Genomic DNA, 23,994 nt, shown 5'->3' with positions numbered 1-23,994 from the left:
GAAACGGAATGCCGACATGAATCCGGTCAGGCGTGCGCACCCGCTGTTCAGAAATGATCGGGGACCGGGAGGGCGCTGCCCGCGAAAGCAGAATTTTTTTTCATAATGGAACCGTTTTCCGGAAAGGTAAGTCTTACGGTCGATTTCTTCTGTCGATCCGCGCCCGTGCAGAAGGAGAACCATTACGGTGTCCGGTCCCCCCGCGGTATCGCCCGTTCCCGACTGGCAGTTGCGTATCCGGACGTCCCAGGGCGGTACGGCGGGCGCCGGAGTCCTCGTCTCCCCGCGCCACGTGCTCACCTGCGCCCACGTGGTCTGCACGGCCCTGGGGCTTCCCTGGGCGGAGGAGGACACGCCGCGCCCGCGTGAACCGGTCACCGTGGACGCGCCCCGCGGCGGCGGATCCTGGCAGGCGACCGCGACCGTCCTCGACGACGGCTGGTTCGCGGACCGTTCCCCGTGGGATGCGGCGGTCCTGCTGCTCGACCGGCCTGCCCCGGCGGATCCGCCCGAGATGCGCCTGTGCGGCAGCGAGCCGGGGCGTGCGGTGAGCATGGTGGGGTTCTCGCATGAGGCCGTGCCCGCCGGGGTGTGGTCCCGGGCGGTCCTTGTCGGGCACGGCGGGGGACGCCGGTTCGAATACGTGCAGTTCGACGTCACCTCGTCGACTACGGCCCGCGTGGTGCACGGGTTCAGCGGCAGCGGGGTGCGCGAGCACCCTGGCGGGGCGCTGATCGGCATCGTTTGCGATGCGATGCGCGACGACCGCGGGCTGGGGGCGAGCGGGTGGCTGATCCCCATCGAGGCGGTCCCCCGCGTGTGGGGCGACCGTTCCGCGGCGCAGCCGCCCAGTCGCGAACCGGACAGTCCGCGTCTCGTGCACCGTTTGGCGGAGGCGTTGGCGAGCACGCCGACGATTGCCGACCCGGAAGCCCGGAAAAGCTGGTGCGCCCTGCTGGACGAGCGGATTCGGAAACGTATCCACGTCGGCCGGGCGCCCTTGTTTTTCGCTTTTGACCTCGTCGACGTGGCGCGGGACTACGGGCTGCTGGGAGAGGTGCTGGACACGCTTGCAATGGTGGAGGAGGGGAGCCGGCAGATGCGTCAGGTACGGGAGGCGGCGGAAGCGCTGGGCGAGCGGTGACGATGGTCAGTCGCGCCCATGAACGACTCGCGAACGCGCTGTGGCGGGTCAGGTCGGTGTACGAGGAGGATGCGCGCCAGCGGTTCTGGCTTTGCCTGCCCGCGGATGTGCGGGCCCGGCTCAGCGTGGCAGGAGACCCGTACGGGTTTGCGCTTTCCCTGGTCATCCAGTGCTGCGACCAGCAGCGGCTCGGGGTGATGCTGCGCTGGCTCCGCTGCTTGGAGAACGACTCCAAGCCGGCGATGCAGGTGTGCGAGCTGGCTGAGGGGCTGCTGGAAGCGGAAGAGTGGGAGCTCAGCGGGCAGGGGCGGGAACGGGACACGTGGGAGCAGCTCCGCAAAGCGCTGCGTGAGGTGCCCTACGACGACCAGGTCGACCTGCTCTGTCAGCGGGTGGTGCCGCTGCCCCCGGAGCAGATCGAGGCGCCGTCCCCGCGTAACGCGTGGGAGGCGTTCCTCGATTTGAAAGAGGCCACGCTCGGCCCGCGGGGGGAGGATCCCGGGGAGCGGTTCCTGCAGCTTCTCGCGGAGTACACGGGCCGTGCGGAGCTGGTTCGGGCGGTGGCGGAGTGGGGCGCGGACCAGCGGCATGCGACGGTAGTGAAGCGCTCCGGGTGGGGCGGCGGGGAGCCGTTCCGGCCGCTTCCTCCGCCGCGGCTCATCATCAAGATCGGCTACGACTTGGGGAATCTTGAGCGGCTCTCGGTCGCCTACCGGCTGGTGACGGATCCGGACGACGACTGGATGGACGTGTGCGAGGCCGAGGCGTTGACCGAGGTGACGGAGGAGGAGCTGCCGCGGCGGATCTCCGAGCTGATCATTTGGGCGGAAAGCCAGCAGGCCGCTGACCACGGAAAACTCCGATTGGAGTTTATATTTCCGTTTTCGCTACTTTTCAGGTTTGTTGTCCAAAATTGGCCGCTGGAGCTTCACGAGGACGCGCCCGCGCCGAGCCTGGGCTCCCAATACGAGATCATCATTAGAAGCGAAGAATTCGCGCGCGACCCCCGAGCACAGCGGATATGCCAGCGGCGCTGGCAGAATCTGCACGAAGGACGAGGCCGCGTCGGCAGCTCCTCAACTGTGCTGGAAGAGGGCTGGGAGAATGTGGCGAATTATCTCGGCAACGAGGCTATTGTGGCTTTCGTCGCCTATGCGCTTCCTGGGGTCGACTGGCAGCGCCAGGTGTACGCTGCCGTGATCTGCGGAGTTCCGGTGGTGGCGTGGCGGTGGACGGGGAAGAATGGCAACCCCGAGGCTCATTTCCTGTCCATCCTCCGAGGTGAAGAGGAAATGGCCAGCGGAAAACAGGAGATGAACGGGCTGGAGAGGGGTATCAAGAATCTAACCAAGAACCTGTATCTCTCCCGAATCAACCGGGGTACAGCAGAGATGCGGAACAGGTCGCGACAAAGCTACGACCTGTCCGTCATCTACCACGACTACCAGCCGAAACCCCGGGAACAGAGGCAGGTGCTCTCCGGCGGCAACATTCGATAGACCTGGAGATCGGACAAGGGGCACAACAAATGGCCGCGTCACAAACTCCCCCTTCCGGAACATTCTCCTCTCCACAGGAGGAAGCTCCGCGCTGGTGGATTTTCCACGGGACGGGCACTCCGCGGCCGCACCTCGACCTCGCCGCCCAACTGCCCCCGCCCCCGCCCTGGCGTACCCGGCGGACCACCGCCCCGACCGACGCCCTCGAAGCACCCCCCTACGACGATGACGAAGCCGGATGGGTGCTCGGTGCCCAACCCGAACTCTCCGTGCTAGGCAGCCCGCTCACCCCCGCCCGCCGGGAACGCCTCGCCACCATCAACGCCGCCCTCTACCTGCGGCGTCCCCTACTCGTCACCGGTCCTCCCGGGGTCGGCAAATCCGTGCTCGCCGACCAGATCGCCCGGGAACTCGGCTTAGGACGGGTGCTGCGGTGGACCGTCAACAGCCGCAGCACGCTCCGCTCCGGCCTCTACGACTACGATCCGCTCGCGCAGATCCACGACCTCAACCTGGAAAACCTGCACGGCGGAACCCGGGACACCAGCGGCCCCGCCCCCGCTGCCGCAGACCTGGTGCGCAGCAGCGCCCAGCGGATCGGACACTACCTGCGGATCGGTCCGCTCGGCACCGCGTTCCTGCCGCACCGCCTGCCGCGCGTCCTGCTCATCGACGGGCTCGACAACGGCGACTACGACCTGCTCGGAGACCTGCTCGACCTGCTGGAACGCGGCCGCTACACGATTCCCGAACTCGCCCGGCTCAGCTCAGTGGAGCCGCAGATCTCCGTTCCGATCGACGACCCGCAACGGACCGCGACCATCGTCAACGGAGAAGTCCGCTGCTCCCAGCTCCCTGTCGTCGTCATCACCGCACACGAAGACCACCCCTTCCCGCCCGAATTCCTCCGCCAGTGCATTCCGCTGCGCCTCACCCACCCCAGCAAAGAGGAACTCGCGGGAATCGTGGCCGCCCACTTCTCCGGGAACCTGCCCAGCGCCACCCCAGCAGTCGTCGCCGACTTCGTGCGCCGCATCGCGGAAGGCTCCCCCCTGGCTATCGACCAGCTCCTCAACGCGGTCTACCTGACCACGGTCATCGACGCCAAGACCAGCGAACCCACCCCCGAGTTCCTGCAGGAGCTCGCGGAAATGGTGTGGCACCGACTCACGGACACCCACGGATGACGTCACGCCGCAGCCACGAAACGCCCCAGGGCCCCGACCCCCGCAGCCCCGGGGCGGCTCCGGCATACCGTGAAGCGCCCCCGGCACTCACCGGGCGGGAACTCGCCGACGCGGTCTACCTCGCAGCGTGGCAGCAGCACACCGCACAGCACCCCCTGGCCCGTCCCAGCGGTGGCAAGGACACGGCCCCCGCAGCAGGGCCGCAGCGCCCCGGCACGGACCCGTCCGCAGCCGTCCTCGGCGCAGCAGAAAAAACTGCGGGCACCGAACCGCCCCGCCTTCCCCCGGCACCCGCGCCCCCCTCCGGCGCGCTGCGCCCCCACCCTTCCCCGCTGCTGCACCGCTCCGCGCTCTACCAGGCGCTGCGCCCGTTCCGGTTGGCCGCCACCGACCCGTGGCAGCACTCCTACGACGCGGAAGAGACCGCGCGCGGCTATGCGCGTCGCCTGCTGGCCTCCCCGCACCCAGGAGGCGGGCACCGGCCAGTTGCCGTAACCCCGCAGTGGGCCCCTTTCGTCCGGCCCGGAGTGCAGTTGACCGTCCTCGTCGACGAGAGCGTCTCCATGCTCTTCCACCAGGACCAGGTCAACGACTTCATCGGCCTGGTGCGCTCCTCCGGGGTGTTCCGGGGCGTGCGGGTGGAGCGCTTCACCTCCGACTCCGCCGACCCCGCACCCGTCCCAGCCGCCGGCTGGGGCGCGAGCAGCGGGAAAGACCCCGGCGGAATCCACATCGCCGTGGTACTCAGTGACGGAATCGGTGAAGGATGGGCCCGCGGCAGCGTGCAAAGCTGGCTCGGCTGTCTCGCTCAACGCCTGCCCGTGGCGATCATCCACCTCCTCGACCCGCGGCAGTGGAGCAGGACCGGGATCCGGCCCGCCGCGATGGAGCTGACCGTTGCCGCGCACCTCGGCCGCGCCCCCGCCAACCGCCACTACACTGCCCGCCCTTTCCAATGGCCGGACGGGCTCCCCCTGCCCGAACCGGAGTTTCCGCACTCCGCGCTCTCCGTGGTGCTGCCCGTGCTGGCGTCGCGGCCCGAAATGATCCACGCCTGGGCCCGGTTCGTGATGGGCACCCGGCAGCGCACCCTCAACGCGGGAGCGCTGCGGGTCGTGCCGGGAGACACCGCAGCGAACGCCGCCGGGGAGCGGCCCACCGCCGCCCCCACCCCGGAAGCCAGAGTGCGGCGCTTCCGCCGCGACTCCTCCGAAACCGCGTTCCAGATCGCGGTGGACCTCGCCGCGGTGCCGCTCACCGAGCCCGTCATCGCCGCGGTATGCCAGCGGTTCGCCGGGCACCCGCAGCCCTCCGAACTCATCGAAGTGCTCTTCAGCGGGCTGGTGACCGAAGTCGACTCCCCGGTGGTCACCCCGGAGCGGCGGATCCGGTGGGAGTACCGGAGAGGAGTCCGGGAAGCGCTGCTGTCCCTTGGCGGGCGGCGCTCCCGGATCCGGCGCACTCTCGCCGACATTGCCGCCGAGTTCGCCGGCTACGACCCCTGGTTCGCGCTGCTGCGCCGCATCCTCGACGACTCCCCGGTAGGGGAGCTGCCGGAGCTCGACGAAACCTCACTCCGCCTCGCCGCGGACACCCTGCCCGCGTTGGAGAGCATCGGCCTCGCCGACCTCCACCACGGCCTCGTGTACCGCATCAAAGAGCAGATGCTGGCCCACCAGGGGGCTGGGCACCCCGACGACTGGTCCGACACTCTCCTGGAGATCGCCCCTACCGGGCCTCTCGTCCCCGGATCGTCCGGCCAGCACGGCACAACGGCCTCTGAACGTGTCCCCCACGCGCCGCATCCGACTGAGACACCTTCGAATTCCGCGAGTGATGAGAGCAGCATGATGTCCCAGAGGTCTGTTTCGATATCTGACAACTTCCCGGGTGGTAGTGGATCGACGGGGATCGGTGCGGGGAGAAACACCTCGCTTTCCGCGATCTGGGGCGGGGACATCCCCCCGCGCAACGCGCTGTTCACCGGCCGCGACGACCTGATCCTCCGCCTGCGGGAGCAACTGCGGTCCTCCAGCGAGGAAGGGCGGATGACGCCCAGCGTGCTCAAAGGCATGCCCGGGATCGGGAAGACGCAGTTGGCGACGGAGTACCTGTACCGCTTCCGGGACGAATACGACCTCGTCTGGTGGGTGCGTGGCGGGCAGACCCACCAGATCCACGAGGCGTACACCCTGCTCGCCCAGGAGCTCGACGTGTTCCGCGACAACACGTCGATCAACAGCACGATCCACTCGGTGCGCGAGGCGCTGCGCAGAGGAAAGCCCCGGTCCCGGTGGCTGCTCATCTTCGACGACGTCCGGCAGCCCGACGACATCATGCGCTACCTGCCGATCGCCGGCCCGGGGCACGTCATCATCACGACACGCAACCTCACCTGGCCGGAGGGAGGCTACTTCAAGACGCTTCCCGTGGAAGTCTTCAGCCTGCAGGAGAGTGTTGCGCTCCTCAGTAAGTGCGGGCTCGTGGGCTTCAGCAAACACGAAGCAGCGGAACTCGCCGAAGAACTCGGCCACATGCCGATCGCCCTGCGTCAGGCAGCGGCGTGGATGAACGACAGCGCCACCACCATCGCCGAATACCTGGAGTTCTACCGGGACAAGCAAGCCCAGTTGGCGCCGATGTTTGCGCCCGCCGACCCCGACTACCCGGAGACGGTGATCACCGCGCTGAACGTCTCCCTGGACCGGCTCGCCGTCACCAATCCGGCGGCGCTGCAACTGCTTCAGGTCTGCTCGTTCTTCTCTACCGCGCCGATTCCCCGGTCCCTCTTCCGCCACGCGCAGGACGTGGCGGCACCTCCTGAGCTGGAGGCCGCGCTACAGGAACCCAACAAGCTCCACCGCGCCTTCAGTGACATCGGCCGCTATGGACTGGCGGTGCTCAACCACCGGACCCGTACCGTCCAAGTGCACCGGTTGGTCCAGCAAGCGTTGCGTGTTCCGCTGACCGCGGACGATCAAGAACAGCGGCGACACTGCGCCCACCTGCTGCTCGCCAAGAACGACCCGCAGGACACCTCATCTCCTGGGGCCCGAATCCGTTACGCCCAGCTACTTCCCCACGTGTGGGCGACCGAGGCGTGGGACTGCACTGATTCGTGGGTGCGTCGACTTGTCCTCCAAGAGATCTACGTCACTGACCTGCGGGGAGAGCACAGTGACAGCAAACAGCTGGCGGAGGCCACGCTGTCGGTCTGGCGAGAAAAGCTGGGGAAGACCGCCCCGGAGACGTTGCGGGCAGAGCTTTACCTGGTGCGGGCCCTGCGCAACCTAGGGGAGCGGAAACGCGCTTACGAACTGTGCGAACGGGTGCTGCGTATCCTCACCGAGCAGCACGGGCCGGATTCAGAAGAGGCGCTGGAGGCCAGCCTCGAGTTCGTGCGCGACCTGCGGTATGCGGGACGGTTCCATGACTCGGTGGAACTTGCCCGCGACACCCGGGACCGCTACCGGCGGATCCTGGGACCGGACGACCCGGAGACGATCTCCGCCTCCCACGTCTACGCCTACGCCCTCCTGCTCGCCGGAGACCATCGGAGAGCCGCCGACCTCTTCTGGGAGATCTACCAGACCAACGAGATGATCCTAGGGCCCAATAATCCCTCTACATTGGCGGCTGTCGACGGATACGCGGGCTCCCTCATGGAGGCCGGGGACTACTTTAAGGCGCTGCGGTACCAGGAAGACAACACTGAGCGGATCTATTCGCTTTTCGGCATCAACCATCGGGGCACGCTGGAGAATATGGCAGCTCTCGCTGCCGTACTTCGCCGTACCGGAAACCTGGAGCGGGCGGTCAAGATCTCCGGGGAGGTCTGGCGAGAAACAAAAGACCGGTTCGGTGAAGACAGCATGATTGCGGTGGTTGCGGCTGCCAACCACGCCGCAGCCCTGCGGTCAGTCAACCGCTATCACGAAGCTCTGGACCTCGTGGAGAAGGCGTATCGCCGTTGCGCCGAACTCCTCGGCGAAGACCACCCCCATGTCGCCGCGATCAACGTCAACCGGGCGGTGGTCCTACGCCAGATGGGCAGAACTGAGGAAGCCCGGGTGATCGATGAGCGGGCGTTGCAGGTGCTCACGGACCGGCTCGGGGAGTACCACACCAGCACACTTTCCAGCGCGCTCAATCTGGCCAGCGATTTCTTTGGCCTCGATGATGTCGCTGAGTCGGTGCGGCGCGACACGGAGACGCTGGCACGCTGCCGGAGAGCCCTCTCCGAGCGGCACCCCCTCACCCTGTTGGCCCGGCGCAACCTCGTCCTTGGCCGCAAAGCCATGAACGAGGACGTGGCAGAGGAGATTGCCGCCGTCGAACGGTTGTATGCCGAGGTCATGGGGGATCAACATCCCGCGACACTGTCAATGCGTCGGAGAGAGCGGGGAAACGCTGACCTTCACCTCAATAACCTGTGACAGCTCGTCACAGCAGAATGCAAGGTAACGAGGACAGAAAAATCACATAGTCACAAGAACTCTAGAGGTCATTCCTCTTCACGTTGTGAATAAAGAGAATCCACGCCCGGGCGGTGACGGAGAGAACCGGACCGTCCGGGTAAGTGGAGTCGCGAATCTCTATGCCTCCAGAACGCACAAATCGCACTTCGACACATTTGCACCCATCCTTTCCCTCGGAATGACTCGATTTCCGCCAGGGCGTTCTCTCGAGGCCATCGGCACCACGGGAAGCCAGACCTCCGGACGCCCCGGGCCGGCGGTGTTGCACAAAACCGGACCTTGTCCGACTTCTTGCTGCTGGTCCCCCGGTAGACCATTCCTGGTCCGGTGCAGCACTCATGCGGTGCACGGTCCTCCCCTGACTGAGAAATTCCTGACTGTTGTGACTAAGGGGGTATATCCCCAAGAAGGGGAAACTTCATGTCATCATGGAAGCTGAACAAACCCTGAAAATTCCCCAGGAACTGTCGCTTTCCCAGATGGGAAGGGGAGGGGAGCGCAGGTGAACCAACTCGTCGCCCTGGCCATTGACGACGAAACAGAAATCCTCATCGAACCGGCGGGCGAGCGCACCGGCCCCGTCAATGTGGCCTTTCCCGGAACCCAGCGGGTGCGAAAGCAGCTTGACCAGGTTTTCGGGCAGATTCGGCAGATTGCCGAGACCGTCGCCGAAAAGGTCCAGGACCTGCCAGGGAAACCCGACGAGGTCACCGTGGAACTCGGCGTGGGGCTCACCGCCACCGCCGACGTGTTCATCGCCCAGTCCACCGCGGACGCCTCCTTCAAAGTGACCCTCACCTGGAAGGACCCCGCGGCACGGACGTGAACCTCGCCCCCGGCCTGCCTGCCACAATGGGCGGGTGACCGAATCCGACAGCGCTGATGCCCGCCTGCTCACCCCCGCAGACGTGCGGCGGCTCGCCGCCCAGTTGGGGATACGCCCCACCAAGACCCTCGGGCAGAACTTTGTCATCGACCCCGGAACCGTGCGCCGCATCGTGCGTGCCGCCCAGGTCAGCCCCGACGACGTCGTGGTCGAGGTCGGTCCCGGCCTCGGCTCGCTCACCCTGGCCCTGCTGCCGCACGTGCGGCACGTCACCGCGGTAGAGATCGATCCGCGGCTCGCCGAGGCGCTGCCCGGCACGGTCGCCGACCACGCACCCGCCTACGCCCACCGGCTCCGGGTGGTCACCGCTGACGCGCTGCGGATCACAGAACTTCCCGACCCGCAGCCCACCGCGCTCGTCGCGAACCTCCCCTACAACGTGGCGGTCCCCGTCGTCCTGCACCTGCTGAACCTGCTGCCCAGCCTGGAGCACGGCCTGGTCATGGTGCAGGCGGAAGTCGCGGAGCGGCTGGCTGCCCGGCCCGGCGACCGCGCGTATGGCGCCCCGTCAGCGAAGATCGCCTGGTATGCCGACGTCCGCCGGGCCGGGGCGATCGGCCGCACCGTGTTCTGGCCGGTGCCCAACGTCGACTCCGGTCTGGTCGCGCTGCGGCGCCGTCCCGCACCCCCCACGAAAGCCAGCCGCGAAGACGTCTTCGCTGTCGTCGACGCGGCGTTCGCGCAGCGCCGCAAAACCCTGCGCGCTGCCCTCAGCTCCTGGGCGGGCTCGGCCGCGGCCGCAGAGGCTGCGCTGCGCAGTGCGGGCGTGGACCCGCGGAGCCGCGGTGAGACCCTGGGGATCGCCGACTTCGCCCGGATCGCGGAGCACCGGCCCTGACCCTGTGCCAGGGCCGGCACGGCTTAAGCGGGCTGTCCTGAGGGGATCTCGATCTGCTGGCCGGGGCTGTCCACCGTGCTGCGGAGGATGAGGACCTCGGGGGTCAGCTCCGAGTGCACGATGAACACCAGGTATCCGCGCACGGTGTCGCCCGGCTGGATCGGTCCCGCCCACAGCGGGTCGGCTCCCTCCCCGTGCAGCGGCGCGTCGGCCTTGGTCTGCTCGCCGCTCGCATGCGCCAGGATCTGCAGGTCGTGCCGGAACTTCACCGGGTAGTTCGCAGAATTGTGCGCCTCGATTTCCGCGACACAGTATTCGCCGCCGTTGACGATGAGCGGCCGGTCCAGCACCTGGTTGCCGCAGTACCAGTCGAGGAGGTCGAAGCGCAGACTCTCCCCCGCCTGCGGATCCGCTGCCTGGGTGTCGGACTTGTCCGACTCGTCGTCGGGGTCTTCCTTAGGAGCCGACGACTGCTGCTCCTGCCCTTGACCGGGGGGATTGGTGTCACTAGTGGAGGAGAACCAGTCCTGGAAGAAGACCAGGCCGAACACGAGGACCACAGCCAGAAGCACCGCGCCGAGCACCGCGAAGACGATCAGCAGCCGGGAACGGGAGCTGTCGGGGCGGAGCGGGCGGTGTGGAGGAAGCGGGTTGGGCGGCACGTACGGGCGGGCCTGAGGGCCTCCCGAAGAGCCCTGGGCGGCAGGGGAGCGGGGCGGCTGTCTTCCAGTGGTGGGCGGCACCACGGGGATCTGGCCGGTGTGGTGGGGAGCTTGCGGTCCCGGCCGCTGCGGCATCGGCGGGCTTTGCGGACCGCCCTGCGGGCCGCCTTGGGGGCCAGCGGCTTGCGGTGGCATCGGCCCCGGGCCCCCTTGCGGGGGATGCGCGTAAGGCTGGGGGGCGATGGTGGTCTGCCCCGGCGCCTGGGCCTGGGCTTGCGGGCCGGGCATCCCCGAGTGCGCCTGGGGGGACGGCGGCGGATACCCGGGGGGCATCGGCGGGAAGTTCGGCCGCCACGACTGGTGCAGGGCATGGCTGACCACGTCGTTGGTGTCGTTGCTGTCCGTGCCCCCTGCCAGCTCCAGCAGCAGCTCCTGGGCGGTGGGACGCTGGTCGGGGTCCTTCGCCAGCGCCCGGGCGACGAGGCGGTCCAGCGGCGGGTCCAGGTTCCCGATGTCGGGCTCTGCGAACAGCATCCGCTTGCCGAGGGTCATGGCGTCGCCGTTGCCGAACGGGTGTCGGCCGTTGCCCGCGAACGCCACCAGGCAGCCCCAAGCGAAAATGTCGGCCTTGGTGGTGACCTTTTCTTCCAGCAACTGCTCGGGGGCCATCCACCCCGGGCTGCCCATGACGATCCCCGTCTGGGTGTGGCTCGTGGACGTGTTCAGCGCCCGGGCGATACCGAAGTCGATCACCCGCGGCCCGGACAGGGACAGCAGCACGTTGGCGGGTTTCAGGTCGCGGTGGACCAGACCGGCCTTGTGGATCGCGGCGAGCGCCGCGGCCACCCCCAATGCGAAACCATGCAGGGTGCCCGAGTCGAGCGGACCGTGCTCGGCGATGTGCTCGGCGAGGGCCGTGCCCGCAATGTACTCGGTGACCATGTACGGCCGGTTTTGGAAGGTGCCGTGGTCGAGCACCTTAGCCGTGCAGAAGGAGGCGACTTTGCGGGCGTTTTCCATCTCGTCGCGGAAACGCGCCCGGGTGGCCTCGTCGAAAGCGAGTTCGGGGCGGATGACCTTGATCGCTACATGGGTTCCCTTCTCCGGGGCGCGGCCCAAGTAGACCGTCCCCATGCCTCCGCTGCCTAGACGTCCGACCAGCACGTAAGGACCGATGGTCGCCGGGTCTCCGGCGGCCAGCGGTTCCAAGTTCTTCGGGAGCCCATCCGACGGCAAGCGATCCTCCCCGACGGTGTCCAAACTCCGTCTTGGCTTTAACGGTAGCGGGCCTTGCCTCCCGATACCCACCCACGCGGATTGTCAAGTCCAGATGTGGTAACGCAAGCGACGTCGGTAATACGAGAATCGCTGCTGTTGGTGGGTCAACGCCTCAGGAGTGACGAGATGACCCACACAAGAATCCCATATTGGGCGCGCAGAATCATCGGCGCAGGCTTTCCCGTACGATGGGGGACTCGTGAACGCCCCGACTTCCGTCACCGTGCGGGTCCCCGCGAAGGTGAACTTGCGGCTTGCCGTGGGGCCGGTCCGCGGCGATGGATACCACGGCTTGGTCAACGTCTTCCACGCGGTCTCGCTCTACGACGAGGTTACCGTTTCTCCCCGCTCCGACCTTGCGCCCGGACAGGCGGTGCTCAGTGTGGACGGGGAGCGACCGGACCACGTGGCCCGCGTGCCCCTCGACGACAGCAACCTCGCGGCGCGCGCCGCCGCCCTGCTGGCCCGCCACGTGCCCCACGCCACCGGGGTGCACATCCACGTGCACAAGGCCATTCCTGTGGCCGGTGGCATGGCTGGGGGAAGCGCTGATGCGGCTGCCGCGCTCGTGGCGTGCGATGCGCTCTGGGAAGGCGGCACCCCCCGCGAGCGGCTGCTGGAGCTGGCCGCAGAGCTCGGCAGCGACGTCGCCTTCCCGTTGATCGGCTGCACCGCGGTGGGCACCGGGCGCGGCGAGCAGCTCTCCCCGCTCCCCGTCCAGGGGACGTTCCACTGGGTGTTCGCCCTCGTCGACGGGGGCCTGTCCACGGCGAAAGTATTCGCGGAATACGACCGGCTGCGACCGGACGCCCCCGAGCCCACGCTCGACGACGCGCTAGTCGCCGCGCTCGCCGCCGGGGACGCCCGTCGGCTGGGTGCGGCACTCACCAACGACCTCCAGCCAGCCGCCTTGGCGCTCCGCCCCGAACTGGGGGACCTCCTTGAGGCGGGCCGTGCCGCGGGAGCGCTGGGCGCCCTCGTGTCCGGCTCCGGACCCACGTGTGCGTTCCTCGCCGAGTCGGCGGACCACGCCCGCGAGCTTGCCGCTGCCTTGCGCGCGAGCGGCACGTGTGCGGACACGGTGACCGCCCACGGCCCGGTCCCCGGCGCCACCGTGGTGTAGGCGGCTACAGGCCGCCTTCGCGTGCCGGGCGCAGCAGCGGGGCACCCGGTCCCCACGCGGCCAGCGCATCGTCGTTGTTGCGCAGCGCGCAGGAGCGCAGGGAAAGACAGCCGCAGCCGATGCACGAAGTCAACCGGTCCCGCAGGCGTTGCAGCGCATCAATCCGGGTCTCCAGTTCGTCCCGCCACATGCGGGAGAGCCGCGCCCAGTCCTCGGCGGTGGGGGCCCGCTCCTCAGGGAGTGTGGCCAGCGCTTCCTGGATCCGCGCGAGGGTCAGCCCCACGCGCTGGGCGGCCGCGATGAACGCTAGGCGGCGCAGGGTGCTGCGGTGGTAGCGGCGCTGGTTGCCCGCGGTCCGCTCTGCCCGGATCAGCCCTTTTGCTTCATAGAACCGCAGTGCGCTGTGCGACATCCCGCTGCGCTCTGCGAGCTGGCCGATCGTGAGCTGGACCGGAAGTTGCGCCATGCTCCAACCTCCTCGTCGGTGGGTCTGTTGACCTCAACCTAACCTGAGATTTGCGGTCAGTTGCCCTGCTGTGGCGCATTGCTCTTCTTGATCTCTGCGGGGCGGGAGAAGCCGTCCCCTGCACTCCCGCGCACCCGCGACAATGGAAGGGATGAACCTCGTCAATCTGCAAGACGTTTCGCTGGCCTACGGGCCCCTCGTCCTCTTGGACTCCGTGTCCCTCGGGATCGAGGAGGGCGATCGGATCGGCATCGTGGGCCGTAACGGCGGCGGCAAGTCCACGCTGGTGTCCGTCATCGCTGGACGGCTCCAGCCTGATTCCGGACGGGTCGTGCACAGCCGGGGGCTGCGGATCGGCTTCCTCCACCAGCAGGACAGCTTCCCTGACACCACCGTCGGTCAGTTCGTCCTCGACGGGCGGGCCGAACACGAGTGGGCGGGGGACGCGCGGATCCGCGATGTGCTCCGCGGCCTGCTGTCCGGATGGGACCTCAACGCCCGGATGGCCCACCTCTCCGGTGGGGAGCGCCGCCGCGCCGGACTCGCCAGGATGCTCATCGACACCCACGACCTGATCATCCTGGACGAGCCGACCAACCACCTCGACATCGAAGGCATTGCCTGGCTGGCCGACCACCTCAACCAGCGGCGCGAAGCCGTCGCCGTCGTCACCCACGACCGCTGGTTCCTTGACGCCGTCACCCAGCGCACCTGGGAGGTCGTGGACGGGCGGGTGGAGCGCTACGAAGGCGGCTATGCCGCCTACGTGCTCGCCAAAGCGGAACGGCAGCGCCTCGCCCGCGCCGCGGAGGAGCGCCGCCAGAACCTGCTCCGCAAGGAACTGGCCTGGCTGCGCCGTGGACCGCCGGCCCGCACCTCCAAACCCAAGTTCCGGATCGAAGCGGCGAACGCGCTCATCGCCAACGAGCCGCCCGCCCGCGACACTGTCGAACTGGTCCGGTTCGCCAGCTCCCGGCTGGGCAAGACCGTCATCGACGTCAAAGACGTCACCCTCCGGGCTGGCGACACCGTCCTGCTGGACCGCCTCACCTGGCAGCTCGGGCCCGGGGACCGTATCGGCGTGGTCGGGGTCAACGGCTCGGGGAAGACGAGCCTGCTCCGCCTGCTCGCGAAAGAGCAGGCCCCTGACGCCGGGACCGTGCGCCACGGGGCCACCGTCAACTTGGCCCACCTCTCGCAGAACCTCGCGGAGCTGGACCCGGAGGCGCGGCCCCTGCAAGCCGTCTCCGAGATACGCCAGCGCGTCACCGTCGGCAAACGGGAGTACTCCGCGAGCCAGATGCTGGAGCGCTTCGGCTTCCGCGGGGAGCGGCAGTGGACCCCGATCGGCGACCTGTCCGGCGGGGAGCGGCGGCGGCTGCAACTGCTGCGGCTGCTCATGGCCGAACCCAACGTGCTGCTCTTGGACGAGCCCACCAACGACCTGGATATCGAGACGCTGACCGAGCTGGAGGACCTGCTCGACGGCTGGCCCGGGTCGCTGGTGGTGGTCAGCCACGACCGCTACTTCCTGGAGCGGGTCTGCGACCAGGTGTTCGCGCTGCTCGGCGACGGCACGCTGCGCCACCTGCCCGGCGGGGTCGACGAGTATCTGCGGCTGCGCGCCGAGCGTGCGGAGCGCGGCGAGATCCCCCAGGACGGCGCTGCCGCGAAGGAGGACGCCGGTCCCGCCGAGGCGGCACCGAAACTCTCGGCGGCGGAGCGGCGGGCCGCACAGAAAGAGCTGCAGCGCATCGAACGCCGGATCGACCGGATCAGTGCGCGGGAAGAGGAGCTCCACGCGCTCATGGCGGAAGCCGCGGAGGACTATGCCCGCCTCGCGGAGCTCGGTGCGGAGCTCAAAGCGCTCACCGCGGAGAAAGCGGAACTGGAGGACGCCTGGCTCCGGGAGGCCGAGCGACTCGGAGAGTGAGGAGTCGCGTGCCCGCCGCCCCACTGCCGCCACGGGGCGGCGAGGCACGCCGCTACGCCGAGCTGGGACGCCGATGCGGCGCTACTCCCGCATCACGTCCTGGACGAGGGTGGCGACCTCCTGAGCCCCTTCCTGGTTGAGGTGGATGTCCGGGCCGCGCTCGGTGTCGCACATCCACGTGTACTGGCACACGTTGTGGACGTTGGCGGGCGTGCCGTCGTCGTTCTCTTCGAAGTTGTCCACGTCGAACAGCGTGGCCACGTTCGCCACGGTGATGTTCTCGGCGTTGTAGGCGTCGTTGAGGGTGCCGTTGATCGCGGCCAGCATGCCGTTGGTGTAGTTGGCGGTGTCCTGGTAGGTGCGCTCGTCGTCGTCCTCCGTGGCGACGACCTCGGTCACCTCTTCCTGCAGGTACATCGCGAGCAGCGGGTTGTAGGCGGTGAGCGCGATGATTTCGACGTCGTCGCCCGCGGCTTCCCGCAGCCGCTGGGCGATGATCGGCGCGTCCTCGGAGACCTTCTGCAGGTTTTCGGAGACGCACTCCCGGTCGATGTCGGTGGTCAGCGCGCCGTCCTCGTCCCGGGCGCACGAGAACAGGTTCTCGCCGCCGATGCTGATCGTGATGAGGCGCACCTTGCCCTTGTGCTGCTCCAGGAACTCCACGGCGGCGTCCAGCTGCGAGCCCTCGTCGTATTCGCAGCCTTCAGCGCCACCGCTGAGGAAGGTGATGGTGGTCTCTCCGATGCACCCCAGGTTGACGTGCTGCACCCCCGGAGGCTCCTTTGACAGGGCTGAGGCCACCAGGTTGGTGTAGCCCGTGGCGGTTTCGAGGACGTCGCCCGAGTCGTCAGGCTGGGCTCCGACTGTCAGACCATCACCCAGCGACAGGTAGTACTGCATCTCCGCTGCGTTGTTGTCTTCGGAGCTGCAGCTTGCGGCCAGCAGGGCTACTGCTGCGGCGGTACATATCCAAGCAAACCGGCGCATGGTCTCTCACGTCTCTTCTCTCGCAGGTCAATCGGTCAAAGTGAGCCCCTGCGTAGCATGCCGGTAACAGACCGGAAAAAGCTAGTCATCACAGAGTGATGACTTCTGTCCGTTACCGAGACGTGTGGTAAGGGTGTTCCCAAAAGCCGGTCATGGGGCGTGGGAGAAGTGTGAGGAATCAGTCCGGTTCGTCCAGGGGGGCGAGGACGGTCCGCAGCAGCGTGGCCAACTGGTCGCGTTCGGCCGTGGTGAGCGCGGCGAGGAGGGACTCCTCGTAGCGGAGGAGGTCGGCGAGGGCCGCGTCCACGCGTTCCCGCCCCTCGTCGGTGAGCCGGACCAGGACGCCTCGCCGGTCGGTCGGGTCCGGCAGGCGGCGCACGAGGCCGTCCTCGGTGAGCCGGTCGATCCGGTTGGTCATGGTCCCCGAGGTCACGAGGGTGGCGCGCATGAGCCGCCCAGGGCTCAGCTCGTAGGGGTGACCAGAGCGGCGCAGTTCGGCGAGGACGTCGAACTCCCACGGCTCCAGGTCGTGGGCGGCGAAGACCGAACGGCGCGCACGGTCGAGGTGGCGGGCCAGCCGAGAGACCCGGCTCAGGACTTGCAGCGGCGCTACGTCAAGATCGGGACGTTCGGTGCGCCACGCCTCGACTAGACCGTCAACCTCGTCACGCATGCACCTAGCATATCTCTTGATATCAAGATAATCGATGAGTGAGCCCGTTATTCTCGCCGTCGAGACCGGGCTCCCTCCACTCGCGGTTTGGTGTCCAGACGGGACAGGCCGTTCCACGCCAGGTTCACCAGGTGGGCTGCCACCACCTCCCGGCGGGGACGGCGCACCTCCAGCCACCACTGGCCGGTCAACGCCACCATGCCCACCAGGGCCTGGGCATAGAGCGGAGCGAGCTTCGGGTCGTAGCCGCGGGCCCGGAACTCTTCGGCGAGCACGTGCTCCACCTGGGTGGCGATATCGCTGATGAGGCTCGCGAAGCTCCCGGTCCCGGACGCGGCGTGCGAGTCGCGCGCCAAGATCCGGAACCCTTCGCTGTGCTCCTCGATGTACTGCAGGAGGGCGAGGGCCGCCCGCTCCAGCTTCTGGCGTGGACTCCCCTCGACGAGAGCGTCGCTGACAAGGCCGAGCAGGCGCTGCATCTCGCGGTCGACGACGACCGCGTAGACCCCTTCTTTACCTCCGAAGTGCTCGTAGACCACCGGTTTGGAGACCCCGGCGCGGGCCGCGATCTCCTCCACGGAAGTGGCGGCGAAGCCGCGTTCGGCGAACAGTTCCCTACCAATTGCGAGAAGCTGTTCCCGGCGCTCCTTGCCGGTCATGCGCTGCTTTTTACGGGTTTTGGGACTCTGTTCGCTCACGGCTCCCCATGATGGCCGATCTGGTTAGGCGGCGACACGTTTGGCTGCCAGCCGCTCGGGGTCGGGCCAGCGCACCTTGGTCGCCCATCCCAGTTTCTCGAAGATCCAGATGACCCGTGCCGAGATGTCGATCTGGCCCTTGAGGACCCCGTGCCGGGCGCAGGTCGGTTCGGCATGGTGCAGATTGTGCCAGGACTCGCCGAAGGACGGGATCGCCAGCCACCAGACGTTGCGGGACCGGTCGCGAACCGTGAAGTTTTCTTCACCAATGGTGTGGCAGATCGAGTTGACCGACCACGTGACGTGGTGCAGGAGCGCGATACGGACCAGGCTTCCCCAGAAGAACGCGGTGCACGCGCCCCACCACGACATGGTCACCAGGCCGCCGATGAGCGGCGGGGTGAGCAGCGAGATGAGCACGAAGACCCAGAAGTAGCGGTCGATACGGACCAGGTCCTTGTCTTTGAGGAGGTCGGGCGCGAACCGCTTAGGGGAAGTCTTCTGCTCGTCCAGGAACAGCCAGCCCATGTGGGCGTAGAACATGCCTTTGGCCACGGAACGCCAGTCGTCGCCGAACCGCCAAGGCGAGTGGGGGTCGCCTTCGTGGTCGGAGTACTTGTGGTGGCGGCGGTGGTCGGCCACCCACTTGATGACCCCGCCTTCGATCGCTAGGGAGCCGGCGATGGCCAGGGCGATCTTCAGGGGCCGCGCGGCGCGGTACGAGCCGTGGGTGAACAGGCGGTGGTAGCCCACGGTGATGCCCAGCCCGCCGATGAGGTAGAAGACCGCGCCGATAGCGACATCGAGCCAGGTCAGTCCCCATCCCCAGGCGAAGGGCACGGCGGCGGCTAGGGCGAGGAGCGGCACAAAGACGAAGGTGAAGATGGTGTAGCGCTCGGTGCGGGAGCGCTTCTCGTCCAGGATCTCTGGCTCCGGAGCGCGGCGCTGGGTCGAGTTGGCGGAAAGTTCGGACATAAGCCCACCTCGTTCTGGATAGCCGGATGGATTGGAAGGGAGTCCCCCGACGGCTGATCTCTGCGGGGCGAGACCAGCCACCCCCACCTCACCAGGCGGATCCTGGTCGAGCAGGGCGGAAGGACGGACAGGTGCAACGCCCTTCCGGTCAGCGACGGTCGGACAACCTATACCTACGTAACCGTAACCTACGGGGCCGTAGGTTTGGCAAGGGAAGCGGGTAATGTTTTTGGTGCAGCCCCATCTACCCCGCTCCGCCTGGGGATACGAGGGCTGTCCGAGATAGGACAAAAATCACGTCAGCACGGGATGCTGCGGCCGGATCTGTGCCCGAGAAGCACGCGGCTGTCCGCCGCACGGCCGTCCGAGGCCCGCAGGCGCGGAACTCTCAGCCCGGGCGGCGGCCTAAAAAAGGACAAGGCACTTACGGATGTGCCTTAGAGTTGTGGGAAAGCTATCGTGGTGTCTGCGCAACGCGGACAACTCGCGAAGAAGCGTGAGAAGGTGCAGAAAAGCCTGCTTCATTCCCGGATGATGTAATTGGCAGCATGCGGGGTTTTGGTCCCCGTCGTCCAGGTTCGAGTCCTGGTCCGGGAGCTCTTCTCCAGCGCACGCCCGGTCCTCCAGAACAGCAGAGCGGAACGCCGCAGTCTCCACGGAACGTCCACCAGGGCAGCCGCATTCGGCCGGCCGCTGAGCCCGCCCACTCGCCACGGCCCCGAACCGTTCCGCACCCCGCGTCACCCGCGGCACAGGCGAAGCACGCGCCGCCCGCACACGCGCGTCCAAACCCCTCCCCGTGCCCCGGGTCCGGGACTCACCGGCACCGGTCCACGTCCGGAGCCCAGGTCACCGCACTCCCCATCCCGGCCCACCCACCGAGTCGCCCCAAAATATCCCCCGGCCCAGTTGTATGCTGCCTGTGTCGGTCCAGGACGTGGTTTCCGCATGCCCTGGGGCCCCGTTTCGTCGTTCGCGGCATCCTGTGCCGCCCCGCGGGGCTGCTGACCGCAGCGTATCTGCACGCACAACACTCATCCCGGTTCATCCGCCAGCGACAGAGGAGTCGCCTCCAGTGAGCGCGAGCCGTCCAGCCGCCGTCATGGTCCTCGCCGCAGGCGAGGGCACCCGTATGAAGTCCAGGCGCCCCAAAGTCCTCCACGAGATCTGCGGCCGGAGTCTGCTGGGACATGTCCTGGCGGCCGTCGCCGAGCTCGAACCGCAACGCACCGTCGTGGTCGTCGGCCACGCACGGGAGCAAGTGACGGAGCACCTCAAGAGCATCGCTCCGCACGCCATCACCGCGCTGCAAGAAGAGCAGAAAGGCACCGGCCACGCCGTGCGCATGGCGATCGAAGCGCTGCGCGCACAGAACGTGGAACTCACCGGAACGGTTGTGCTGACCTGCGGAGACACCCCGCTGCTGCGCGGTGCGACGCTGCGCGACCTGGTTGCTGCGCACGAAGCAGAGGGGAACGCTGTCACGATCCTGTCGGCCCGGGTCCCCGACCCCACCGGCTACGGGCGGATCGTGCGCGACGCTGCGGGCGCGGTCACCGGCATCGTCGAGCACGCGGACGCCACCGAAGAGCAGCGCGCGGTCGACGAGATCAACTCCGGGATGTACGCCTTCGACGGGGCCCTGCTGTCCCAGGTGGTCCACCGGCTCTCCGCGGACAACGCCAAAGGCGAGGAGTACATCACCGATGCGGTGGCGCTCCTGCGCGGCGACGGCCACCGGGTCGGCGCCTACATCGCCCCTGACCGCACCGAAGTGGAAGGGGTCAACGACCGGGTCCAGCTCGCCGAGGCGCGCCGGCTGCTCAACGCCCGGCTGCTGGAGCAGCTCATGCGCGACGGTGTCACCGTGGTGGATCCCGCCTCCACGTGGGTGGACGTCGACGTCCGCGTGGGGCGCGACGCCGTGCTGGAACCGCAGACCCAGTTGCAGGGGCGCACGGTGATCGGTGAAGGAGCCCAGGTGGGGCCCGCCACGGTGCTGTGCGACACCGAGGTGGGGGAGGACGCTGTCGTCTCGCACACGGTCGCCCGGGAAGCCGTGATCGGCCCGGAGGCCACCGTCGGCCCCTACGCCTACCTGCGTCCCGGGGCGCGCCTGGACCGCGGGGTCAAGATCGGCACCTTCGTCGAAGTGAAGAACTCGACGGTGGGTGAGGGCTCCAAGGTGCCGCACCTGACCTACGTGGGCGACGCCGACATCGGCAAAGGCGTCAACATCGGTGCCTCGTCGGTGTTCGTCAACTACGACGGGGTGAACAAGCACCGCACGGTAATCGGTGACTACGCGCGCACTGGCAGTGACACCATGTTCGTGGCTCCCGTCCGGGTCGGCGACGGCGCCTACACGGGAGCGGGGACTGTGGTCCGCGAGGACGTACCGCCAGGGGCGCTCGCAGTCTCGGCCGGCCCCCAGCGCACTATTGAAGGCTGGGTGGAACGTAAACGTCCGGGTACTCCTGCGGCACAGGCCGCGGAGCGAGCCCGGGCCCGCTCGGAGGAAGACCGGTGACCACAACACTGTCGCGTCTGGCGCCGGAAGGTCTCCCGGGCAGGCGAAGAGAGAACAAACCGGAACTATGGGGGATGTTAACGTGACCGGCATGAAAGCCGCGGGTCAAAAAAAACTCATGCTCTTCTCGGGACGGACCCACCCCGATCTCGCGGCGGAGGTCGCGGTGGAACTGGGTATCGAAACGGTTCCCACCAGGTTCCAGGACTTCGCCAACGGGGAGATCTTCGTCCGCTACCTGGAGTCGGTCCGAGGGTGTGACGCTTTCGTCATCCAGTGCCACTCCGATCCGATCAACAAGTCCATCATGGAGCAGTTGATCATGGTGGACGCGCTGAAGCGGGCGTCAGCGAAACGCATCACCGTAGTGACGCCGTTCTTCGGCTACGCGCGCCAGGACAAGAAGCACCGGGGGCGGGAGCCGATCTCGGCGCGGTTGATCACGGACCTGTTCAAAGCCGCCGGGGCGGACCGGTTGATGGCGGTGGACCTCCACACCGACCAGATCCAGGGCTTCTTCGACGGCCCGGTCGACCACCTGTTCGCCCTTCCCCTCCTCGCCGACTATGTGGCGGCCAACGTGGACCTGAGCAACACCACCGTGGTGTCGCCGGACTCGGGGCGTGTGCGCACCGCAGACCGGTGGGCCGACCGGCTGGGTACGCCGCTGGCGATCGTCCACAAGCGGCGCGACCCGGACGTGGCGCACGAGGTGCGGGTCCACGAAGTCGTCGGTGAGGTGCGGGGCAGGACCTGTGTCCTGGTGGACGACATGATCGACACCGCGGGGACCATCGTGAAGGCCGCGGACGCCTTGTTCGAGCAGGGGGCAGCCAAGGTGATCGCGGTCGCGACGCACGGTGTGCTGTCGGGGCCCGCCGTGGACCGGCTCAAGGACTCGCGGATTTCCGAGGTCGTCATCACCAACTCGCTGCCGGTGTCGAAGGACCGGCAGTTCGACAAGCTGACCCAGCTATCGATCGCTCCACTGCTGGCTCGGGCGATCAACGAGGTGTTCAGCGACGGTTCAGTGACGAGCCTGTTCGAGTGATCGAGAGGGCGGGATGGTCTGCGGATTCGTGATTCGTCGACCGTCCCGCTGTGCGCGGGGCGTCGGCCAAGCCAGTAGACTGCTATGAGCTTCTCCGCGTGTGCGGGGCGATCTCTGTGCTCGCGCGGGCCGCTGTGGCAGTGGCACGGCGAGATCGTGTTTTCCCCGCGTGTGCTGGGTTTTCCCGCTGGTATTGGAGCGGGGCTGTTTTCCGTAGAAGCCGTGTCTCCCCGTCGCTGCGGGGGATGATCCACCAAGGAGTTTCGTCGTGTCCGAGGTACGTATCGCTGCCGAGCCGCGCACCGAGTTCGGTAAGGGCGCTGCACGCCGCGCCCGTCGCGCGGGCAAGGTGCCGGCCGTCCTCTACGGCCACGGCATCGCTCCCCGCCACATCAACCTGCCAGGCCACGACCTGATGCTCGCTTTGAAGACCCCGAACGTGCTGCTGCGTCTGGAGGGTGTCGACGAGAAAGAGAGCCTCGTGCTGCCCAAGAGCGTGCAGCGCGACCCCATCAAGGGTTTCCTCGAGCACGTGGACCTGCTGGTCGTGCAGCGGGGCGAGAAGGTCGTGGTCGAGGTTCCGCTGCTGGTGAAGGGCGAGGTCGGCGCTGGCGGTGTCCTCAACCTGGAGATGGCTCAGGCCGAGGTGCGCGCCGAGGCCACCCGTATCCCCGAGGGGATCGAGGTGGACGTGGACGGACTCCCGATCGGCACGAACGTCACCGCTGGTGACCTGAAGCTCCCCGAGGGCGTCGAGCTGGCCATGGACCCCGAGACGATCGTCATGTCCGTGGTCGCCGAGGCCGCTCCCGAGGCCACCGAGGAGGAAGAGGAGGGAGAGGCCGCCGAGTAACGGCGCCGCCGAAAGGGGTCTGTAGCGATGCGCGGTCTTCTCGCACGGCTGTGGGGAGGCCGCGCGTCTGTGTCCAGGGAACCGGATGCGCGGCCGGGAGAAAGTGGTGCGGTGGTGAGCGGCGAGCGTTGGCTGGTCGTGGGGCTGGGCAATCCCGGGCCCAAGTATGCGGGCAACCGCCACAACGTGGGTTTCATGGTGGTGGACGAGTTGGCCGCGCAGCGGGGCGAACGGTGGCGGTTGCACAAGGCCCACGCCCAGGTGGTGGAGACACGCGTGGGTGATGCGCCGGTGGTGCTGGCCAAACCGGCTTCGTATATGAACCTGTCCGGCGGACCGGTGGCCAAGCTGAGTGCTTTCTACAAGGTGCCGGTCGACCGCATCATCGTGGTCCACGACGAGCTGGACATTCCGTTCGCCCGGCTGAAGCTGAAGCGGGGCGGCGGGTCGGCCGGGCACAACGGCCTGCGTTCGATCACCGCCTCACTGGGCTCTCCGGACTACGTGCGGGTGCGCGTGGGGATCGGACGTCCGCCGGGGCGGATGGATGCGGCGTCGTTCGTGCTGCAGGACTTTTCCACCGCGGAGCGCAAGGAACTGGATGTGCATGTGGCGCGGGCGGCCGACGCGGTGGAGACAGTGGTGACGTCCGGGTTGGAGAAAGCCCAACTCGTCTACCACACGGCTGCTTCGTAAGGGTTCTGGACGATTGTTCCCGGACCGCTCCCGCAAG

19 protein-coding genes and 1 tRNA gene are annotated in these 23,994 nt (G+C 67.7%); 13 read left to right on the top strand and 7 right to left on the bottom strand.

The features are described from left to right. The first annotated feature begins 187 nt into the window (after nucleotides 1-187). From TF1_RS11430 to fxsT, 4 genes are read left to right on the top strand one after another with little or no spacing between them, the layout of a single operon-like run. Nucleotides 188-1,144, top strand: coding sequence for a trypsin-like peptidase domain-containing protein (locus TF1_RS11430; protein WP_011290847.1), 957 nt, complete (start codon nucleotides 188-190; stop codon nucleotides 1,142-1,144). A gap of 2 nt (nucleotides 1,145-1,146) precedes the next feature. Then, nucleotides 1,147-2,643, top strand: a complete 1,497-nt coding sequence (locus TF1_RS11425) for a VMAP-C domain-containing protein (protein WP_255266175.1) — start codon at nucleotides 1,147-1,149, stop codon at nucleotides 2,641-2,643. A gap of 29 nt (nucleotides 2,644-2,672) precedes the next feature. Continuing rightward, nucleotides 2,673-3,830: an AAA family ATPase gene (locus TF1_RS11420; RefSeq protein WP_011290849.1), complete on the top strand. Its 1,158-nt coding sequence runs from the start codon at nucleotides 2,673-2,675 to the stop codon at nucleotides 3,828-3,830. Further along, on the top strand, nucleotides 3,827-8,266 hold the full coding sequence (fxsT, locus tag TF1_RS11415) for an FxSxx-COOH system tetratricopeptide repeat protein (RefSeq protein ID WP_061783879.1): 4,440 nt from the start codon (nucleotides 3,827-3,829) through the stop codon (nucleotides 8,264-8,266). The genes TF1_RS11420 and fxsT overlap by 4 nt, the downstream gene beginning before the upstream one ends. 61 nt (nucleotides 8,267-8,327) lie before the next feature. Here fxsT and TF1_RS15910 read toward each other — a convergent pair whose 3' ends face one another. Next, nucleotides 8,328-8,648: a DUF397 domain-containing protein gene (locus tag TF1_RS15910; protein WP_081430386.1), complete on the bottom strand. Its 321-nt coding sequence runs from the start codon at nucleotides 8,646-8,648 to the stop codon at nucleotides 8,328-8,330. Between the two features lie 162 nt (nucleotides 8,649-8,810). Between TF1_RS15910 and TF1_RS11410 the strand changes: the two genes are divergently transcribed. Further along, the gene (locus TF1_RS11410; RefSeq protein WP_011290851.1) at nucleotides 8,811-9,134 is read left to right on the top strand and encodes a CU044_2847 family protein; all 324 of its coding nucleotides are present in this window, start codon (nucleotides 8,811-8,813) and stop codon (nucleotides 9,132-9,134) included. Nucleotides 9,135-9,168: 34 nt separating this feature from the next. After that, entirely contained in the window at nucleotides 9,169-10,032 is an 864-nt protein-coding gene (gene rsmA, locus TF1_RS11405; protein WP_011290852.1) for a 16S rRNA (adenine(1518)-N(6)/adenine(1519)-N(6))-dimethyltransferase RsmA, read from the top strand. 23 nt (nucleotides 10,033-10,055) lie between these two features. On the opposite strand, the gene TF1_RS11400 is transcribed toward rsmA, so the two are convergent. Further along, on the bottom strand, nucleotides 10,056-11,930 hold the full coding sequence (locus tag TF1_RS11400) for a serine/threonine-protein kinase (protein ID WP_038043214.1): 1,875 nt from the start codon (nucleotides 11,928-11,930) through the stop codon (nucleotides 10,056-10,058). Between the two features lie 241 nt (nucleotides 11,931-12,171). On the opposite strand from TF1_RS11400, the gene TF1_RS11395 reads away from it, so the two are divergent. Continuing rightward, nucleotides 12,172-13,095 (top strand): 4-(cytidine 5'-diphospho)-2-C-methyl-D-erythritol kinase, encoded by a 924-nt coding sequence (locus TF1_RS11395; RefSeq protein ID WP_061783878.1) that lies wholly within the window; start codon nucleotides 12,172-12,174, stop codon nucleotides 13,093-13,095. Between the two features lie 4 nt (nucleotides 13,096-13,099). Here the strand turns inward: TF1_RS11395 and soxR are convergent, their stop codons facing one another. Beyond that, complete coding sequence (soxR, locus tag TF1_RS11390) at nucleotides 13,100-13,561, bottom strand: redox-sensitive transcriptional activator SoxR (RefSeq protein WP_011290855.1); 462 nt, start codon at nucleotides 13,559-13,561, stop codon at nucleotides 13,100-13,102. Nucleotides 13,562-13,712: 151 nt separating this feature from the next. On the opposite strand from soxR, the gene TF1_RS11385 reads away from it, so the two are divergent. Next, on the top strand, nucleotides 13,713-15,494 hold the full coding sequence (locus TF1_RS11385) for an ABC-F family ATP-binding cassette domain-containing protein (RefSeq protein WP_016188162.1): 1,782 nt from the start codon (nucleotides 13,713-13,715) through the stop codon (nucleotides 15,492-15,494). 81 nt (nucleotides 15,495-15,575) lie between these two features. Here TF1_RS11385 and TF1_RS11380 read toward each other — a convergent pair whose 3' ends face one another. The 4 genes from TF1_RS11380 to TF1_RS11365 form a co-directional block, all read right to left on the bottom strand. Continuing rightward, nucleotides 15,576-16,481, bottom strand: a complete 906-nt coding sequence (locus TF1_RS11380; RefSeq protein ID WP_011290857.1) for an SGNH/GDSL hydrolase family protein — start codon at nucleotides 16,479-16,481, stop codon at nucleotides 15,576-15,578. A gap of 178 nt (nucleotides 16,482-16,659) precedes the next feature. Next, nucleotides 16,660-17,154, bottom strand: a complete 495-nt coding sequence (locus TF1_RS11375; RefSeq protein ID WP_011290858.1) for a MarR family winged helix-turn-helix transcriptional regulator — start codon at nucleotides 17,152-17,154, stop codon at nucleotides 16,660-16,662. A 47-nt stretch (nucleotides 17,155-17,201) separates the two neighbouring features. Continuing rightward, the gene (locus TF1_RS11370) at nucleotides 17,202-17,813 is read right to left on the bottom strand and encodes a TetR/AcrR family transcriptional regulator (RefSeq protein ID WP_016188163.1); all 612 of its coding nucleotides are present in this window, start codon (nucleotides 17,811-17,813) and stop codon (nucleotides 17,202-17,204) included. A gap of 63 nt (nucleotides 17,814-17,876) precedes the next feature. Continuing rightward, nucleotides 17,877-18,827: an acyl-CoA desaturase gene (locus TF1_RS11365; protein ID WP_011290860.1), complete on the bottom strand. Its 951-nt coding sequence runs from the start codon at nucleotides 18,825-18,827 to the stop codon at nucleotides 17,877-17,879. A gap of 525 nt (nucleotides 18,828-19,352) precedes the next feature. On the opposite strand from TF1_RS11365, the gene TF1_RS11360 reads away from it, so the two are divergent. The 5 genes from TF1_RS11360 (at nucleotide 19,353) to pth (ending at nucleotide 23,957) form a co-directional block, all read left to right on the top strand. Further along, nucleotides 19,353-19,424 (top strand) — tRNA-Gln (locus TF1_RS11360). 478 nt (nucleotides 19,425-19,902) lie between these two features. After that, entirely contained in the window at nucleotides 19,903-21,357 is a 1,455-nt protein-coding gene (glmU, locus tag TF1_RS11355) for a bifunctional UDP-N-acetylglucosamine diphosphorylase/glucosamine-1-phosphate N-acetyltransferase GlmU (protein WP_011290861.1), read from the top strand. 82 nt (nucleotides 21,358-21,439) lie between these two features. Beyond that, entirely contained in the window at nucleotides 21,440-22,408 is a 969-nt protein-coding gene (locus TF1_RS11350; RefSeq protein ID WP_011290862.1) for a ribose-phosphate diphosphokinase, read from the top strand. A gap of 268 nt (nucleotides 22,409-22,676) precedes the next feature. Then, entirely contained in the window at nucleotides 22,677-23,261 is a 585-nt protein-coding gene (locus TF1_RS11345; protein ID WP_011290863.1) for a 50S ribosomal protein L25/general stress protein Ctc, read from the top strand. 27 nt (nucleotides 23,262-23,288) lie between these two features. Continuing rightward, nucleotides 23,289-23,957 carry an aminoacyl-tRNA hydrolase gene (gene pth / locus TF1_RS11340; protein ID WP_038043202.1) on the top strand — a complete coding sequence of 223 codons (669 nt, stop codon included), beginning with the start codon at nucleotides 23,289-23,291 and terminating at the stop codon, nucleotides 23,955-23,957. Nucleotides 23,958-23,994: the final 37 nt, after the last annotated feature.

It is taken from the genome of Thermobifida fusca NBRC 14071 = JCM 3263 (assembly GCF_001592045.1).
GTDB classification, from domain to species: domain Bacteria; phylum Actinomycetota; class Actinomycetes; order Streptosporangiales; family Streptosporangiaceae; genus Thermobifida; species Thermobifida fusca.
Note: the sequence above shows the minus strand (reverse complement) of the source record. Positions and strands in the feature narration are given on the sequence as shown.